The following is a 15,519-nucleotide window of genomic DNA, read 5'->3' on the forward strand; positions in this document are numbered from 1 at the left end:
CCTCGCCGGGGGTGGGGGCAAGCGGGCGCGGTCCCTCCCTCCTTCCCCTCCCCCTTGGAAAGACTACCGCGGCGCGAACCCCGTCAGCACGTCATCCTCGCCCAGCCGGGGAGAGGGGCGCGGCGTGGCGAGCTGCGCCTCGGCAAATCGGATCGGCGTGGCGAGGCCAGGCACCGGCGTCCCGTCAGCGCGCGCCATGTCGAGCACCAGCCCGCGCGCGGCGATATGCGGGTCGGCGAGCGCTTCGTCGACGCGGTTGATCGGCCCTGCGGGCACCCCCGCTTCCGCCTGCGCCGCCAACAGCCCGTCGCGGTCAAACCGCGCGGTGGCGGCGGACAGAATCTCGGTCAGCGCGGCGCGGTGAGCGATCCGCCCGGCGTTGGTGGCGAAGCGATCGTCCGCCGCCACGCCATCGAGCCCCAGTACCGTGCACGCCTTCGCAAACTGCCCGTCGTTGCCCACCGCGAGGATGAACCAGCCGTCGCGGCACGGAAACACGCTGTATGGCGCGATGTTCGGATGCGCGTTGCCCATCCGCGTCGGCACCTGTCCGAACAGCGCGTTCAGGCCCTGATTGGCGAGCACCCCGGTCATCACGTCGAACAGGCTCATGTCGATATGATCGCCGGTGCCGGTCCGTGCCCGGCGGATCAGCGCCGCCTGGATCGCCACCGTCGCATACATGCCGGTGAAGATGTCGGCGAAGGCAACGCCGATCTTTTGCGGGCTGCCGCCCGCTTCGCCGGTGAGGTCCATGATCCCGCTCATCCCCTGCACCACGAAGTCGTAGCCGGGGCGCGGGGCGTAGGGGCCGGTCTGACCGAAACCGGTAATCGAGCAGTAGATCAGCGCCGGGTTGGCGGCGCGCAGCGTATCGGCATCGAGGCCATATTTGACGAGCCCGCCGAGCTTGAAATTCTCGATCAGGACATCCGCCTCGGCCGCCAGCGCGCGCACACGGGCAAGGTCGTCGGCGTTGGCGAAGTCGGCGACGATCGACGCCTTGCCGCGGTTGCAGCTGTGGAAATAGGCGGCGGTGCCGTCGTCGTCGAACGGCGGGCCCCATGCCCGCGTGTCGTCGCCCGCCGGGCTTTCGACCTTGATCACCTCCGCGCCCAGATCGGCGAGCAGCTGCCCCGCCCATGGCCCGGCCAGCACTCGCGCCAGTTCGAGCACGCGCACCCCGGCGAGCGGGCGAGGGTCGGCGTTATTCATGGCTTCTGCCTCCCCCTTACCTACCGCGACGATCGCTGCCCAACCCCGTCATGCCGAACTTGTTTCAGCATCCATCGCCCCCGTCGCCATGGACGTTGAAAAAGTTCAGGGTGAGGGAGGGGTAGAGCGTCGCCCCGCCCCCTAAAACGCGGCGATGCCGGTGATGGCGCGGCCGAGGATCAGGGCGTGGACATCGTGCGCGCCTTCGTAGGTGTTGACCGTTTCGAGGTTCACCATGTGGCGCATCACCTGATATTCCTCGGAAATGCCGTTGCCGCCGTGCATGTCGCGCGCGGTGCGGGCGATATCGAGCGCTTTGCCGACATTGTTGCGCTTGACCATCGAGATCATCTCCGGCGCGAACTTGCCCTCGTCCATCAGCCGCCCGACCGCGAGGCTCGCCTGCAGCCCCAGCGCGATGTCGACCATCATATCGGCGAGCTTTTTCTGGTAGAGCTGCGTGCCCGCGAGCGGGCGGCCGAACTGTTTGCGGTCGAGGCCATATTGCCGCGCCGCATGGAAGCAGAATTCCGCCGCACCCATCGCCCCCCAGCTGATGCCGTAGCGCGCGCGGTTGAGGCAACCGAACGGCCCCTTCAGCCCCGAGACGTCGGGCAGCAGCGCGTCCTCGCCCACTTCGACGTCGTCCATGACGATCATGCCGGTGGTTGATGCGCGCAGCGACAGCTTGCCCTCGATCTTTGGGGCGGAGAGGCCTTTCATGCCCTTCTCGAGGATGAAGCCGCGGATCGCACCGTCATGCGCCTCCGACTTCGCCCACACCACGAATACGTCGGCGAAGGGCGAATTGCTGATCCACGTCTTGCTGCCCGACAGACGATAGCCGCCGCCGGGGAGTGGTTTGGCAACCGTGCGCATCCCGCCGGGGTCGCTGCCGGCGTCGGGTTCGGTGAGACCGAAACAGCCGATCAGCTGCCCGCTGGCGAGGCCGGGCAGGTATTTCCGCCGCTGCTCCTCGCTGCCGTAGGCGTGGATCGGATACATGACGAGGCTCGACTGGACGCTCGCCATCGAGCGGTAACCCGAATCGACGCGCTCGATCTCGCGCGCGACGAGGCCGTAGGCGACGTAGGACGCGCCCGCGCCGCCATATTCGGCGGGGATTGTGACGCCGAGCAGCCCCGCCTCTCCGAACATCGGAAACAGTTCGGGCGCGTCGACCTCGTCGCGGAATGCCTTGATGACGCGCGGTTGCAGCGTCGACTGGGCAAAGCCGTGCGCGGCGTTGCGTACCATACGCTCTTCATCGCAAAGCTGCGCGTCGAGCGCGAACGGGTCGGACCAGTCGAAAGCCGCCATTCCGGCCATGCGAGGATCATCCTTGTCGAAGCTGCCGCGATTGCCAGCGGCGTCTGCGCGCGCTTAGGACGAAATCCGCGGCGCTGTCCACGGAGACGCTGACCCGACGCGCCACCATCAACGGGGAGTTTCGCTCAACATGCGCGCCATCAGCCTTTGCCTCGCTGCATTCATTGCCGTCCCGGCTGCCGCGCAACCGGCGACGCCGGCTTCGCCAGTGACCGGCGCCACACTGCTGCGCGACCTTACCCGTTGTCGCGACGTCGCCGAGCCCGCCGCCCGCCTGGCCTGTTTCGAACGCGGCGTAAGCGCGCTCGAAACCGCCGAGCGAAATCGCGACGTCCGCCTCATCGACCGCGAAACCGTGAACCGCACGCAGCGCGAGCTGTTCGGCCTGCCCTATGGCCGCGGGATCGTCGACGATGGTGACGGCGAGGTCGCCGGTCGCCTGAATGATCGCATCGAAGAGCTCAGCTCGACGCTGCGCGGGCTCGAGCGCGACCGTTACGGCAAATATATCTTCGATCTCGAGAACGGGCAGCGTTGGATCCAGACCGACACAGTCGGCGGTCGCGGACCGCGCACGGGGGAAGCGGTGCGCGTTCGCCGCGGCGTGCTCGGAAGCTACATCCTGACGGTGGGACGCGGTCCGGGCATGCGGGTGCGTCGGACGCAGTGATCGCGGCCGCCGACCGCCAATGACGCTCCGTCTCGATCCGGCGCGTCCGTTCGTCCTGCTCGACGACGCGCGGGATGGCGGCGCGTCCCCCGCCAAGCTGTTCGCCGACCCGCGCGCTGTGGCGGCGGCGTCCCGCGTCTGCGAGGTCGAACCGCTGCTCGCCACACTCGAGCGGTGGTCGGCGGAAGGCCGATACGTCGCAGGCATGCTGAGTTACGAGGCGGGCTTTGCGCTTGATCCGGCGCTGCCCGCCCCGCCCCTCTCTGCCGACGGATGGCCTTTGGGCTGGTTCGCGGCTTTCGATCGGGTCGAGGAGCTCGCCCCCGACGTGGTCGGCGCATGCCTGCCCTCACCGGACGCGGCGGTCGTCAGCCAGCCCGCGCCCGAAATCGATGTTGCGACCTATGACGCCCGCGTAACGACGGTGCTGGAGCACATCCGGGCCGGCAATTTCTACCAGGCGAACCTCACTTTCGCGGCGGAGGTGATGATCCACGGCAACCCGCTCGCGGCGTTCGCGCGCGTTCGGGCCCGGCAGCGCGCGGGTTATGGCGCGGTCGTGTGGACGGGCCGACATCTGCTCCTGAGCTTCTCGCCCGAGCTGTTCTTTGCGGTCGATCGCAACGGTCGGGTGCGCGCGCGTCCGATGAAGGGGACCGCAGCGCGAAGCCCCCGGGCAGAGAAGGACGCGCGCGCGGTCCGCGAGCTCATCGCCGACCCGAAGCAGCGCGCGGAAAACCTGATGATCGTCGATCTGATGCGCAACGACCTGTCGCGGGTGAGTCGGGTCGGGTCGGTTGGGGTACCGACGCTCTTTCACGTCGAAGCCTACCCCACCGTCCACCAGATGGTCAGCGAAGTCGTGGCAGAGCTCGAACCGGGGCGCGGCGCCGTCGATGTTCTGCGCGCCGCCTTCCCATGCGGTTCGATCACCGGCGCGCCCAAATTGTCGGCCATGCAGCGCCTGATCGCCATCGAGCACCGTCCGCGCGGCGCCTACACCGGCAGCGTCGGCTTTATCGCGCCGGACGGAAGCGCGGCGTTCAACGTCGCCATTCGCAGCCTGTCGCTCGAGCCTGCGGTGGCGGGGGACTTGCCCCGTTCCCCCGCGCGCGCCACGCTCGGCCTGGGGTCGGGGATCGTCGCGGACAGCCGCGCCCGCGACGAATGGGCCGAATGCAGGACGAAGGGGGAATTTTTGACGAGCGGCATCGCCCATTTCGATCTGATCGAGACGATGGCCTTCGCTCCGGACGAGGGGATTCGCCGGCTCGATCTGCACCTCGCTCGGCTGGGATCGAGTGCCGCTGCGCTCGGCTTTCGTTTTGATCGCCATGCGCTGCGCAATCAGTTGCAGCATGCGACGTTTCGCTGTGGTGATGCGGCGCGGGTCCGCCTGCGCCTGTCGCGGACGGGTGCGACGTCGATCAGCGTCGATTCGATTCCCGATCGCCCCGACGTCCTGACCGTGTCGGTCGTGCCCGAATCGGACGACGGACCCGATGTGCGCCGCCTCCACAAGACCAGCGATCGGCGGCCCCACCGCGCCGCCTTCGCGGCCGGGGGCGGCGCCGACGAAGTCGTGCTGGTCGATCCCGCGGGCCGGCTGACCGAGGGGACGTGGACCACGCTCTTCGTGCGACGCGAGGGCGGCCTCGTGACCCCGCCCCTGTCGCGGGGCATCCTCCCCGGGGTATTGCGGCAGGCGCTGCTGGCAAGCGGCGAGGCGTCGGAGGCCGACGTCCGCCCGGACGATCTGGCCGGCGGCTTTTACCTCGGCAATGCGCTGAGGGGTCTCATGCCGGCGCGTCTTGCGCACTGATTCGCCGGACCCCCCTTTCGCGCACCGCGCGCTTGTGGTTATGCACGCGTCCGGGCGCGGCATCGGCCGGCCCGGGGGGCCGCCGCGTGAAGAAGATCGAAGCGATCATCAAACCGTTTAAGCTCGACGAAGTGAAGGAAGCGCTGCACGACGTCGGTGTCAGCGGTATCACGGTGACCGAAGCCAAAGGGTTCGGCCGGCAAAAAGGCCACACCGAACTGTACCGCGGCGCGGAATATGTCGTCGACTTCCTGCCCAAGGTGAAGCTGGAGGTCGTGGTCGACGACCCGCTCGCCGAACGCGTCGTCGAAGCGATTGCAGCGGCAGCGCACACCGGCCGTATCGGTGACGGCAAGATTTTTGTCTCGCCGATCGATTCGGCGCTTCGCATCCGTACCGGCGAACGCGATGCCGATGCCCTCTGACCTGTCTCCCCGACCCTCCCGAACCCCAGGAGCCGCTATGCCGACCACCCCACGCGAGATCATCGACCTCATTACCGAAAAGGAGGTCGAATGGGTCGATCTGCGATTCACCGACCCCAAGGGAAAGTGGCAGCACCTCACCATGGCAGCCGCGATGCTCGATGAAGATCAGCTTGAGGACGGGCTGATGTTCGACGGCTCGTCGATCGAAGGTTGGAAGGCGATCAACGAATCCGACATGGTCCTGCGTCCCGATCTCAACGCGGTGCATTTCGATCCGTTCTCGGCGACGCCGATGCTGGTCGTCTTCTGCGACGTGGTCGAACCCGCCACCGGCGATCTCTATGCGCGCGACCCGCGCTCGACCGCGAAGCGGGCGGAGGCCTATGTCCAGGCGTCGGGTATCGCCGACACCGTCTACGTCGGGCCAGAAGCGGAATTCTTCATGTTCGACGATGTCCGCTTCGAAAATCATTATGCGGGGTCGGGCTACAGCATCGACGACATCGAACTGCCGACCAACACCAACCGCAGCTACGACAGCGGCAACATGGCCCATCGTCCTCGCGCCAAGGGCGGGTATTTCCCCGTCGCGCCGGTGGACAGCGCCGTCGACATCCGCGGCGAAATGGTCAGCACCATGGCCGAAATCGGCCTCAAGATGGACAAGCACCATCACGAGGTCGCCGCGGCACAGCACGAACTCGGCATGATCTTCGACACGTTGGTGACGACCGCCGACAATATGCAGATCTACAAATATGTCGTGCACCAAGTCGCGCATGCCTACGGCAAGACCGCGACTTTCATGCCCAAGCCGATCAAGGACGATAACGGCAGCGGCATGCACACGCATATTTCGCTGTGGAAGGACGGCAAGCCCCTGTTCGCGGGCGACGGCTATGCCGGGCTCAGCGACATGTGCCTCTATTTCATCGGTGGCGTCATCAAACATGCCAAGGCATTGAACGCCTTCACCAACCCGACCACCAACAGCTACAAGCGGCTGGTGCCGGGGTTCGAAGCACCGGTGCTGCTCGCCTACAGCTCGCGCAATCGGTCGGCATCGTGCCGGATCCCGTACGGTACCGGCGCCAAATCAAAGCGCGTCGAGTTCCGGTTCCCCGACGCGATGGCCAACCCCTATCTTTGCTATGCGGCAATCCTGATGGCCGGGCTCGACGGCATCCAGAACCGCATCCACCCCGGCGATGCGATGGACAAGAACCTCTACGACCTGCCGCCCGAAGAGCTGAAGGACATCCCGACCGTCGCCGCCAGCCTGCGCGAGGCGCTCGACGCGCTGAAGGCGGACCATGGCTTCCTGCTCAAGGGCGACGTGTTCTCGGCTGACCAGATCGAAGCCTATATCGACATCAAATGGGCCGAAGTGCATCGCTGGGAGATGACCCCGAGCGCGGTCGAGTTCGACATGTACTACAGCGCCTGACGCAAGTTCCTCGGACGGCAAAGGCCCCGCACTCACTGGAGTGCGGGGCCTTTTCATTGTCGTCCGGCCTTGCCCGGGTCAGGCAGCTTCCTTCACCCCGCCCGGCTTCAGCACAACCTTGGTCCAGACGTCCTGATCCTTGTAGAAATTCTCGTAGCCCTTGGGCGCCTCCTCGAGATCGAGGCGGTGCGAGATGAGCCAGGTCGTCTCGAGCTCGCCCGATTCGATGCGCTTCAAGAGATCGGCGGTGTATTTCTGGACGTGTGTCTGGCCCGAGCGGAGCTGGAGGCCCTTTTGCATCACGCCGCCGAGCGGGAAGGCATCGGCATAACCGCCGTACACGCCCGGCACGGACACGCGCCCGCCCTTGCGCACAGCGGTCAATGCCTGCCGGAGCGCGGAGATGCGGTCGTTGACGATCCCGACCTTCTGCTTGGCGCGATCGATCAGCGAGCCCGGGTCCATGCCGTGCGATTCCATGCCCACCGCGTCGATCACCGCGTCGGGACCGATCCCGCCGGTCATCTCCATCAACGCGTCGAGCACGTCGGTTTCGGCATAGTTGATCGTCTTGGCGCCGATCGCCTTGGCGAGTTCGAGCCGCTTCGGGAAATGGTCGATAACGATGACCTGTTCGGCACCCATCACCTTGGCCGACTGCGCCGCGAACAGCCCGACCGGTCCCGCACCCCAGACGGCAACGGTGTCGCCGGGTTCGATGTCGCAATTTTCGGCTGCCATCCAGCCGGTCGGCAGAATGTCGGTGAGGAACAGGACCTTCTCATCCTCGAGATGGTCGGGGACGACGAGCGGGCCGACGTCACTGAAGGGCACCCGGACATATTCGGCCTGCCCACCGGCATAACCGCCGGTCAGCGCGGTGTAGCCGAACGCGCCGACCATCCCGTGACCGAACATGACTTCGCTCGGATCCTGCGTTTCGACCGGATTCGAGTTATCGCAGCAGCTATATTGCTGCTTTTCGCAGAAGAAGCAGTGGCCGCAGCTGATCGTGAAGGGGACGATCACGCGCTGGCCCTTGGTCAGCGTGGATTCGGCACCGATCTCGACGACCTCGCCCATGAATTCGTGGCCGAGGATGTCGCCGGGCTTGAGCGCGGGAATCTGGTTGTTCCACAAGTGCAGGTCGGATCCGCAGATCGCGGTCGAGGTAATTTTGATGATCGCATCGCGCGGATTGATGATCTCGGGATCGGGCATCGTTTCGACGCGCACGTCGCGTTTGCCGTGCCAGGTGAGTGCGCGCATTACTTGTCTCCTGCCTTGTTCGCATCGGCGCGGGTATAGGCCGCGTCGGCCACCTCGCCGGCTTCGACCTGCATCTTCAGCCGCTTGAGCATGTGCGTGAGACGGGTCTTCGCATCCTTCTGCGCCAGCCCTCGCGCTGCATTGCCGAGCTTTCCGCCCAGCGGCTTGTGCGTGAGCGCGACCGACAGGGTGGTCCCGCGACCGCCAGGCGCCGCCGCCATCCGCATCACGCCGTGCGTGGTTTCGTCCCCGTCGACGGTGAAGCGCCGTTCATCGCCGCCGCCTTGAAAGCGGTAGGTGACGTCCCCGATCGTCAGCGTATCGTCGGCGAGGTGCACCGACCGGTCGCCGCCGCCGAAAACGTCTGCAGCATGCTCCCGGGCGGCGGCGCGGATCTTGTCCACGGGCGCATTGATGGTGATGCTGCGCTGGATGGTCTCTTCACCCGAGACAACCCCTGCGTTGGAGCTCTTGGACGACGCCCAGGGCGCGTCGTCGCCGTGCGTCTGCTGATCGCCGCGCAAGGCGCGATAGGCCACGTAGCCGCCGAGTGCGGCGATGCCGAGCACCGCCATCCCGGCCGCCGCACCCGTCGGCGCGGCTTCCGCCATATCGGCGCCGCGACGCCGCATGTCGCGCGCGAACCGGTTCGCCGTCGCGCGCAAATCATCCCGCGAGAAGTCCATCGCTCCCGCTCCCTTATCATTGTGGATCAAGGTGGACGAACGCATCGACGCACGGGCGGTTGCGCGCGGCGACGGGAAAGTTAACCTCCTTCATATGAAACGTTCCTCGATCATCGCCGCAGTCGCCCTGTGCCTGTCCGCCAGCAGCGTTCAGGCCGCGCCCAGTCAGGCGGAGCGGGCCGCGCAAACATTCGTGACGGGCGACGCCCGGCATGGCGAAGCGCTGCTCGAACGGCTGGTGGGGCAAAATTCCGGCACCATGAATTTGGCCGGCGTCCGCGCCGCGGGGGAGGTGGTGGCGCCGCTGCTGACCGAACTCGGCTTTGAGACGCGCTGGGTCGATGGGTCGGCGTGGGGCCGCGCCGGACACCTTGTCGCGACGCACCGCGGCAACGGGCGTGGCCAGCGGATATTGCTGATCGGCCACCTCGACACCGTGTTTGAGCCGGACAATCGCTTTACCGGTTACCGCGTGGACGGGCGCCGCGCGATCGGTCCGGGCGTCGGTGATGACAAGGGCGGCGTCGTCGTCATCGTCCAGGCGCTGCGCGCGATGCGGGCGGCGGGCACGCTGCGCAATGCCGACGTCATGGTCGTTCTGACGGGGGACGAGGAGCGGGTGGGGTCCCCGCTCTCCGCCGCGCGCCGGGACCTGATCGCGGCGGGCGAGTGGGCGGACGTCGCCATCGAATATGAAAATCTCGCCACCGACAATGGCCAGGAGTTCGGCACGGTGGCGCGGCGCGGGTCGACGACGTGGACGCTCGACGTCACCGCGCGCACGGGCCACAGTTCGGGCATCTTTGGCGCCAGCGCGGGTTACGGCGCGATTTTCGAAGCCGCGCGAATCCTCGACCGCTTTCGGCAGGAATTGCCCGAACCCAACCTCACCGTAAACGTCGGGCTGCTGGCCGGTGGCACCCCTGCCGCGATCGACGTCGCCGCCGAAACCGCAAGCGCGAGCGGCAAGACCAACATCATCCCGGCGCGGGCGCAGGCGCGCGGCGATCTGCGCACGCTCACCCCGGAGCAGGAGGCGGCGGCGCGGGCGGAGATGCAGGCGATCGTCGCCACCTCCCCGCTCAACGGAGCGGAAGCAACGCTGAGCTTTTCGGAGGCCTACCCGCCGATGGCGCCGACCGCGGGCAACCGTGCGCTGCTGACCGAATTGAACGTGGTCAACCGCGACCTGGGCCTGCCGGAAATGGCGGAGTTCGATCCCGCGCGGCGGGGCGCCGCCGATTCGAGCTTCGTCGCGGCGCTGGCCGACACGATCGGCGGCATGGGGCCGGCGGGCGGCGGGGCGCATGCGGAAGGGGAGTGGATCGACCTCGACAGCATTCCGCGTCAGGCGCTGCGTTCGGCGGTGCTGATCGGTCGCCTCGCGGCGCGGCGACGCTGACCGCTCAGCTCATCGCCAGCCGGACGAGTTCGGATTCGTAGATTTCGAGCGCGGCATCGTCAGTGGCTTCGGTTGCGATGCGCTCGCGGCCTTCGATCATCAGCGACGGCACCGCCATCGGGCTGATCCGGTCAAGCGCGACGTGGACCATCGTCGGCGCGGCGCGTTCGATGAGGTCGCCCAGCCGCCCTACATCGGTCAGCCGCTCGCGCGCGTCGGCCCAGGCGGCCTCGATCAGCAGATGGTCGGGCTGGTAGCGCATCAGTACGTCGAAGATGAGGTCGGTCGAAAAGCTGACCTGCTTGCCCGTCTTGCGCTTGCCCGGATGGTGCCGCTCGACGAGGCCGCCGATCACCGCCACCTCGCGAAACGCCCGTTTCAGGAACGGCGAACGCTGGACCCATTCGACAAACTCATGGCTCATGATGTCGGCGGTGAGCAGCGCGGCGGGGTCGGTGACGGGTTTGAGGCTCCACATCGCCAGCGCATAATCGGTCGCCTGGAAGCCCAGCGGCTGCGACCCCGCCCGCTCCATGCGCTTGGTCAGCAGCATGCCCAGCGCATTGTGCGCGTTCCAGCCCTCGAACGGGTAGATGATCCAGTAATGCCGCCCTTCGTGGGGAAATGTTTCCACCAGCAACTGGTCAGGCGCGGGGAGGACGGAGCGGTCCTGCTGCACCTGCAGCCAGTCGACCACTTCCTGCGGGAAATCGTGCCATTCGCGCGGGTCGGCGATCATCCGCCGCACCCGCGTCGCGAGGCTGGTGGTGAGCGCGATCCGCGTGCCCACCCAGGTCGGGATGCGCGCGGGTTTGGAGGAAGCGCGAACGATCAGGTCGCTGTCCTTGAACCCCTCCACCTCCAGCGCGATGCCGGCAAAGGTGAAGACGTCGCCGACCACCAGAGTCGAGCCGAAATATTCCTCGATCGTGCCGAGCTTGCGGCCATTCCTGAAGCGCACGTCATAGACCGGCACGTCAACGATGATTCCGGCATTCATGCGGTGCTGCTGCACGAACTTCGGCGCGGCGATACGCCACAGCCCGTCGCTCTGCTGCACCAGCCGACGGAAGCGGTCGTAGGCGCGCAGCGCATAGCCGCCGTCGGCGACGAAACCCAAGGTGCGGTCGAACGTCTCGCGGTCGAGATCGCGATAGGGGTCGGTGGTGCGCACCTCGGCGAACAGGTCGTCGGCATCGAACGGCGCGGAACAGGCCATCGCCGTGATATGCTGCGCCAGCACGTCCAGCGCGCCGGGGCGAAATATGTCGGGGTCCTTCTCGCCATCTTCGATCGCGTCCAGCGCGGCGCGCGCCTCGAGCCATTCGAAGCGGTTGCCCGGCACGATAAAGGCGCGGCTCGTTTCGTCGAGGCGGTGGTTGGCGCGACCGATGCGCTGAATGAGGCGCGAACTCCCCTTGGGCGCGCCCATCTGGATGACGCAATCGACGTCACCCCAGTCGAGGCCGAGGTCGAGACTCGCGGTTGCCACCAGCGCGCGCAGTCGCCCGTCGCTCATCGCCTGTTCGACTTTGCGCCGAGCTTCGAGTGCAAGGCTGCCGTGGTGGATGCCGATCGGAAGGCCGTCCTCGTTCGCCTTCCATAGCTCCTGCACCAACAGCTCGGCGAGGCCGCGCGTGTTAGAGAAAATGATTGTCGTGCGGTTGCGCGCGACCTCCTCCATCACCGCGGGGACGGCATATTTGCCGCTGTGCCCCGACCAGGGCACGCGCCCTTCGGGGAGGAGGATGCGGATGTCGGGGTCGGCGCCGGGGTCGCCCTCGACCAGCGTGACGAGCGCGGGGTCAGACCCCGGGGCGAGCCACGCCTTCCACCGCTCAGGTTCGGCCACCGTCGCCGACAGCGCGACGCGGCGCATGCCGGGCGCCAGCCGCTGCAACCGCGCGAGGCTCAACTGGAGGAGATCGCCGCGCTTGCCGGTGCCGAACGCGTGCACCTCGTCGATGATCAGCGTGCGGACGCCGGCGAACGCACGCGCCGCATCCTCGTGGCTCAGCAGCAGATGGAGCGATTCGGGCGTGGTGAGGAGGATATCGGGCGGCTTCGCCTTCTGCCGCGCGCGGCGGTCGGCGGGGGTATCCCCGGTGCGCGTTTCAACGCTGATGGCGAGCCCCATCTCCTCGATCGGGGCGAGGAGGTTGCGGCGGACGTCGGTCGCCAGCGCCTTGAGCGGGCTGATGTAGAGCGTGTGGATGCCGTTTCCGCCGCCGCGTTCGTGCAGGTCGACGAGGCTGGGCAAGAACCCGGCGAGCGTCTTCCCCGCCCCCGTCGCCGCGACCAGCAGCGCGTGACGGCCATCCCGCGCCGCGGCGAGCATCCCCGCCTGATGCGTCCGCAGCGCCCACCCACGCTGCGCGAACCAGTCGGCGAAAACGGGGGGGAGGGGGTTGGTCACGCTATGAGCGATGGGGCAGGGGAGGGGCTTACGTAAAGTGCAACCCAACACCCTCGTCGCCCCGGACTTGATCCGGGGCCCCAGAGCTGCCGGAGCCGTGCGGTGAACGCCCAAACAAGTTCAGCATGACGGAGCTAGGGGGACCCGGACGGCGCGCCGACTTCAGCCGCGGTTCGCCGGGTCGTCGGCCTGCGCGGCATTCTCCGCGGCGTAATTGGCGCGGGTGGCGGCATCGGTGTGGCGCACTTCGCTTTTTGGAACGGCGGTTGTTGAGTACGGCCCACAGCAGCACCGCCCCAAGCAGGATCGGGCCGACGATGGTGATGAGGCTCCAGATTTCGCCCGACATGGTAGGTCCTTGCGTTGAGAGGTCGGCGGCTGAACGGACGGCGCGGGGGCGCGTTCCGTGGGCCGGTGGACTTGGGTCGGAGCGCCGCCCATATCTCGGTGCGAAATGGACCCCGCCCCCGCCCAATCGCCCACGCGCGGCAGCCGCTACGCCAAGTGGGTCGAGCCGCGGCCGGAGGGCATCTACCTCCCCGCCGCCGACGCCTGGGTCGACCCGTCGATCCCTGTCGCGCGCGCACTCGTCACCCATGGCCATGCCGATCACGCGCGCGGCGGACATGGCGCGGTGTGGGCGAGCCCCGAGACGCTGGCGATCATGAACGTCCGCTATGGCGAGCAGATCGCCGGCCACGCCGCGCCGATCGGCTATGGCGAATGTGTCGAGATCGGCGGCGGCATCAGCGCGACCTTTTTCCCCGCGGGTCATGTGCTCGGATCGGCGCAGATCCTGCTCACGCGCGACGGCGAGCGAGTGGTGGTATCGGGCGACTATAAACGCCGCCCCGACCCTACGTGTGCGCCGTTCGAGGTGGTGCCCTGCGAGGTGTTCATCACCGAAGCGACCTTTGGCCTCCCCGTTTTCCGCCACCCGCCGACCCCCCAGGAGGTCGCCAAGCTGATCGCCGCGCGCGACGCCAGCTCCGACCGCGCGATCGTCGTCGGCGCCTATGCGCTGGGCAAGGCGCAGCGGGTGATCGCCGAACTGCGCGACGGCGGATACCACCGGCCGATCTACCTCCATGGCGCGCTCGCGCGGCTGACCGAGCTTTACCAGGCGCATGGCGTCGAGCTGGGCGAAATCCGGCCCGTGGCGGGCGTGCCCAAGGCCGAGCTCGAGGGGGAGATCGTCGTCGCGCCCCCGTCCGCCATCGCCGACCGCTGGTCGCGGCGGCTGCCCGACCCGATCACGTCGATGGCGAGCGGGTGGATGCGTGTGCGCCAGCGCGCGCGGCAGCGGATGGTCGAGCTGCCGCTAATCATCTCCGACCATGCCGACTGGGACGAGCTGACCGACACCATCTGCGAGGTCGCGCCGGCGGAGGTGTGGGTCACTCACGGCCGCGACGATGCGCTGGTGCACTGGTGCGCGATGCGCCAGATCAAGGCGCGCGCCCTCCACCTCGCCCATTACGACGACGAGGACGATTGAGGCGACGAAGCGTCGGAACCTCCCCCCGGCGCGACCGGTTGATCCACTATCCTCGCCGGCTTTCAGAAAGCGCGCGGCTCCCCCCTTCGGTCGCGCCCCGGCAGAGACGGGAGACGATCCATGGATCATCGCGACGATCGCTATCGTGGCAGCCGAGGCGGCAGCTGGGGCCGCGACGAAGGTTATGGGCGCCAGCAGCGCGGCGGCGGCTTTAACCGCGACGAAGATCGCGCTCATCGCCAATCCTGGGGCTACGGCAATTCGAACCACGACGATGACGATGACCAAGGCTATAGCGGTGACGATCGCTATCGTGGCGGTTCAAGCGGCGGCTACTACGGCGGCGGTTATGGCGAGCGCGAGCAAAGCTATGGCGGCGATCGTTCCGGGCGCGGCAGTTCCGGCGGCGGCTATGGCGGCGGCGGCTATTCGGGCGGGTACGGTCGCGAGGAACGCGGCGGATACGGCGCTGGCTACGGCAGCGGCGGCGGTTCGCGCTATGGCGGCAGGTCCGACTACGGCATGTCGGGCGGCTATTCCGGCGGACAGGGCGAGCGGTTCAGCAGCGGCGGCGGTTCGCGTGACTGGGACCAGAGCAGCGGCGGCCGTTACGGCGGGAATTATGGTGGCGGCCACTCCGGCGGCGGCCGCGGGTACGAATCGCGCGGCGGCCAGTCCTATGGCTATGGGTCGAGCGGCTACCCCGCCGATCGCAACTGGGATCGCGGCGGTTACGGCCCCGGTTACGGCGGCGGCAACGACTGGCGCGAGCGTGATCGCGGCGGTTCCGACGACGACCGCGGCTTTTTCGAGCGTGCCGCCGATCAGGTGAAGAGCTGGTTCGGCGGCGACGATCACGACGATCGCCGCGAAGTTCACCGCGGTCGTGGGCCGGAAAACTATCGCCGCTCCGATTCACGGATCGAAGAGGACGTCAACGATCGCCTCACCGACGACTGGCGGGTCGATGCGTCGAACATCCACGTCACCGTTAAGGATGGCGAGGTGACGCTCGCCGGGCAGGTTCGCGATCGCAACGCCAAGCGCTGCGCCGAGGATTGCGCCGAGCAGGTGTCGGGCGTGAAGCATGTCCAGAACAACCTGCGCGTGCAGTCGAGTTCGGGCAGCAGCTACGGTGGCAGCACCTCGTCGCAGGCGATGCAGCACGGTGGCACCGGCATGGGTGGCACGGCTGGCTCGACCTCGGGCAGCAGCACCACTGGCAGCAGCAGCGGCGCCGCCGGGAGCACCGCGACCGGAAGCACCGCGAGCAGCGGCTCGTCAACCGGCGGGTCTGCTTCGACCAGCGGCGGGGCGTCGACGACGAAGAGCTGATC

At 67.6% G+C, this 15,519-nt stretch carries 12 protein-coding genes; 7 read left to right on the plus strand and 5 right to left on the minus strand.

Annotated features, from left to right (window positions below; translation table 11 throughout):
- Positions 1-63 precede the first annotated feature (63 nt).
- Together ACRYJK_RS09560 and ACRYJK_RS09565 are read right to left on the minus strand one after the other, a co-directional pair.
- Positions 64-1,215, minus strand: coding sequence for a CaiB/BaiF CoA transferase family protein (locus ACRYJK_RS09560; protein WP_482667273.1), 1,152 nt, complete (start codon positions 1,213-1,215; stop codon positions 64-66).
- Positions 1,216-1,356: 141 nt separating this feature from the next.
- Positions 1,357-2,544 carry an acyl-CoA dehydrogenase gene (locus tag ACRYJK_RS09565; RefSeq protein ID WP_482667274.1) on the minus strand — a complete coding sequence of 396 codons (1,188 nt, stop codon included), beginning with the start codon at positions 2,542-2,544 and terminating at the stop codon, positions 1,357-1,359.
- A 130-nt stretch (positions 2,545-2,674) separates the two neighbouring features.
- On the opposite strand from ACRYJK_RS09565, the gene ACRYJK_RS09570 reads away from it, so the two are divergent.
- The 4 genes from ACRYJK_RS09570 to glnA all read left to right on the plus strand — a co-directional run bounded on the left by ACRYJK_RS09570 (position 2,675) and on the right by glnA (position 6,911).
- Entirely contained in the window at positions 2,675-3,214 is a 540-nt protein-coding gene (locus ACRYJK_RS09570; RefSeq protein ID WP_482667275.1) for a hypothetical protein, read from the plus strand.
- Positions 3,215-3,233: 19 nt separating this feature from the next.
- The gene (pabB, locus tag ACRYJK_RS09575) at positions 3,234-5,036 is read left to right on the plus strand and encodes an aminodeoxychorismate synthase component I (protein ID WP_482667276.1); all 1,803 of its coding nucleotides are present in this window, start codon (positions 3,234-3,236) and stop codon (positions 5,034-5,036) included.
- Positions 5,037-5,122: 86 nt separating this feature from the next.
- A complete protein-coding gene (locus ACRYJK_RS09580) occupies positions 5,123-5,461 on the plus strand; it encodes a P-II family nitrogen regulator (protein ID WP_482667277.1) in 339 nt (112 codons plus the stop codon).
- Between the two features lie 37 nt (positions 5,462-5,498).
- Complete coding sequence (glnA, locus tag ACRYJK_RS09585; protein ID WP_482667278.1) at positions 5,499-6,911, plus strand: type I glutamate--ammonia ligase; 1,413 nt, start codon at positions 5,499-5,501, stop codon at positions 6,909-6,911.
- A gap of 78 nt (positions 6,912-6,989) precedes the next feature.
- Here the strand turns inward: glnA and ACRYJK_RS09590 are convergent, their stop codons facing one another.
- Together ACRYJK_RS09590 and ACRYJK_RS09595 are read right to left on the minus strand one after the other, a co-directional pair.
- The gene (locus tag ACRYJK_RS09590; protein WP_482667279.1) at positions 6,990-8,180 is read right to left on the minus strand and encodes a zinc-dependent alcohol dehydrogenase; all 1,191 of its coding nucleotides are present in this window, start codon (positions 8,178-8,180) and stop codon (positions 6,990-6,992) included.
- The gene (locus ACRYJK_RS09595) at positions 8,180-8,791 is read right to left on the minus strand and encodes a hypothetical protein (RefSeq protein WP_482667280.1); all 612 of its coding nucleotides are present in this window, start codon (positions 8,789-8,791) and stop codon (positions 8,180-8,182) included. Before ACRYJK_RS09595 ends, ACRYJK_RS09590 begins: the two co-directional genes overlap by 1 nt.
- A 19-nt stretch (positions 8,792-8,810) precedes the next feature.
- On the opposite strand from ACRYJK_RS09595, the gene ACRYJK_RS09600 reads away from it, so the two are divergent.
- A complete protein-coding gene (locus ACRYJK_RS09600) occupies positions 8,811-10,268 on the plus strand; it encodes a M20/M25/M40 family metallo-hydrolase (RefSeq protein WP_482667281.1) in 1,458 nt (485 codons plus the stop codon).
- A gap of 4 nt (positions 10,269-10,272) precedes the next feature.
- Here the strand turns inward: ACRYJK_RS09600 and ACRYJK_RS09605 are convergent, their stop codons facing one another.
- Positions 10,273-12,684, minus strand: a complete 2,412-nt coding sequence (locus ACRYJK_RS09605; protein WP_482667282.1) for a ligase-associated DNA damage response DEXH box helicase — start codon at positions 12,682-12,684, stop codon at positions 10,273-10,275.
- A gap of 454 nt (positions 12,685-13,138) precedes the next feature.
- Between ACRYJK_RS09605 and ACRYJK_RS09610 the strand changes: the two genes are divergently transcribed.
- Positions 13,139-14,182, plus strand: coding sequence for a ligase-associated DNA damage response exonuclease (locus ACRYJK_RS09610; protein WP_482667283.1), 1,044 nt, complete (start codon positions 13,139-13,141; stop codon positions 14,180-14,182).
- Positions 14,183-14,302: 120 nt separating this feature from the next.
- The gene (locus ACRYJK_RS09615; protein ID WP_482667284.1) at positions 14,303-15,517 is read left to right on the plus strand and encodes a BON domain-containing protein; all 1,215 of its coding nucleotides are present in this window, start codon (positions 14,303-14,305) and stop codon (positions 15,515-15,517) included.
- Positions 15,518-15,519: the final 2 nt, after the last annotated feature.

The sequence above is a fragment of the Sphingomonas sp. BLHR8 genome (assembly GCF_056821725.1).